Raw genomic sequence first — 2,047 nt, forward strand, 5'->3', positions numbered from 1 at the left:
AGCTCGACATCGTGCTCGGCGTACCAGCCGGCCGGCCGGACGTACCAGCCCGCGAGGTCTTCCTCCGAGCGCAGGTAGGTCTTGGACAGCGGGGGACGTCCGAACGGGACATTCGGTTCCCTGCTGAGCAGCACGACCGGTCCTGAGAAGCCCTCGTCCCTGAGCGTGGCGGCGGCATTGCCTCCGGCCATGCCGCCGCCGATGATCACGATCGGTTCCCGCATTGCAGCAATCCTATTAGGTGCCATCGAGCCCTAGACAGGCAGACTGGATTCCTCCGCCTCCCGCTCGAAGACGTGCACGGCCTGCTCAACCGACAGCCCCTTGGTCTCCGGCAGGAACCGGTAAACGAACCCGATGGCCAGGACGCAGAGCACGGCGAAGCACACCATGACCCACGCGAGCCCGATGGCGTTGTGCCAGACAGGGAACGCCTCGATGAGCGCGTAGTTGGCCAGCCAGTCGACGCAGGCGGCGATGGCCGCCGCCCGGCCCCTGACCGCGGTCGGGAAGACCTCGCCCTGGATCAGCCAGCCCGTCCCGCCAACGCCGATCGCGAACGAGGTGATGAAGAAGGAGAACCCGACCATGACCACCACGGTCTTCGGGATGTCGGTCAGGAACGCCACCCCGGCCGCCGCCACCAGGATGAACACCGTCATGCCCATGTAGCCGAAGATGGCCAGCGGGCGGCGGCCCACCTTGTCGATCCACCGGAAGGCGAAGTACGTCGCGACGACGTTGACCGCGCCAAGGATCGCCGTGACCTCGACTCCGGCGACCGCGGCGCTGACCGCGTCGTGCCCCCCGCTCTGGAAGAACGACGACAGGATCGTCGGGCCGTAGTAGAAGGGGACGTTGATCCCGGTGATCTGCTGGAAGATGAAGAAGACGCACACGATGATCAGCGCCCGCCGCACGCCCCTGGTCCACTGGGTCTTCCGTTGCCGTTGCCGCTCAAGCCCGGCGAGTTCGTCCGCCGCGTGGCGCACCTCGTCTACGGTGACGTCCATCCCCAGGCGGCCAAAGGCCTTCCTCGTATCGTCGTAACGGCCGTGCAGCATCAGCCAGCGCGGTGACTCGGGCATATGGGATCGCAGCGCCACCGCGATCAGGGCCGGGACCCCGCCCAGGCCGAGGATGAGCCGCCAGTCGGCGCCGCTCGCACTGAGTGGCGCGGCCTTGAGGATGATCACCGCGACGAGATAAGAGACCAGGATCCCGACGGTGATCATCCACTGCTGGATGATGCTCAGCTGGCCGCGCCGGCTGCGCGGCGCGAACTCCGCGATGTAGGCGGTGGCGATCGCGGAGTCGGCGCCGATCGCGAGTCCGATGAGCGTCCGGGACGCGAGCAGCATGCCCGCGTTTATCGTGACCGCGGACAAGATCGAGCCGATGGCGTAGATGGCGGCGTCGCTGATCAGCAGGGCCTTCCGCCCGAAGTGGTCCGTCAGCGGCCCGGCCACCAGCGCTCCCGCCGCCGCGCCAAGGGACGCCCCGGCCACGAGGTAGCCGGTCGCGAAGCTGGACAGGTGATACGGGATGAAGGCCAGCGCCGAGCCGATGTTGGACGTGTCGTAGCCGAACAGGAACCCGCCGATGCAGGCCAGCACCGCTAGATACCAGTAGAAGTTCGTTGGTATCCGTGAGTCCAGGTCCTCCAGGACATTCCGTTCCGGCTTTGTGGCGCTAGCTTCCGACGCCATTAGCGACCTCCTAGCCTCGCCGTGTTCACGGCTTAGACATCTGAATGTCGCCACGAGCTACCCTCGGGCCCGCGAAGCATTCCTCAGGTCGTTGTTTTCATCGGCAGCCTGCAGTCACACGGGCAGCTCCCCGATCAGCGCGTGCCGCGTGGACCTGAGCAGGCCCCCGGTAACCCGGTACAGGCTCAGTCCTTTCATCTCGGCGCCGCTGGGCAGCCTGCCGGTCCAGGCGGCCGCCACCATGTCGCCGTCGACGACGAGTGCGTCGATCGCGTAGCGGATGAGCCCGCCGAGCAGCTTGATCGCGTTCTCGTAGTCGGCCCGCGCTCCGTCGGGCC

At 67.1% G+C, this 2,047-nt stretch carries 3 protein-coding genes; all 3 read right to left on the reverse strand.

Annotated features, from left to right (window positions below; all coding sequences use genetic code 11):
* Positions 1–224, reverse strand: a 224-nt coding sequence (locus tag WA805_RS15650) for an FAD-dependent oxidoreductase (protein WP_425242687.1), incomplete at its 3' end; no start/stop codon positions are given.
* Between the two features lie 30 nt (positions 225–254).
* Positions 255–1,709, reverse strand: coding sequence for a sugar porter family MFS transporter (locus WA805_RS15655; protein WP_425242688.1), 1,455 nt, complete (start codon positions 1,707–1,709; stop codon positions 255–257).
* A 114-nt stretch (positions 1,710–1,823) separates the two neighbouring features.
* Positions 1,824–2,047, reverse strand: a 224-nt coding sequence (locus WA805_RS15660; RefSeq protein WP_425242689.1) for a nuclear transport factor 2 family protein, incomplete at its 5' end; no start/stop codon positions are given.

Origin of the sequence: Trebonia sp., assembly GCF_049794275.1 — a bacterium.
Lineage (GTDB): Bacteria > Actinomycetota > Actinomycetes > Streptosporangiales > Streptosporangiaceae > Trebonia.

Coding starts and splice junctions, on each gene's coding strand:
- WA805_RS15655 (WP_425242688.1), bottom strand. CDS start 1,709: ATGGCGTCGGAAGCTAGCGCCACAAAGCCGGAACGGAATGTCCTGGAG.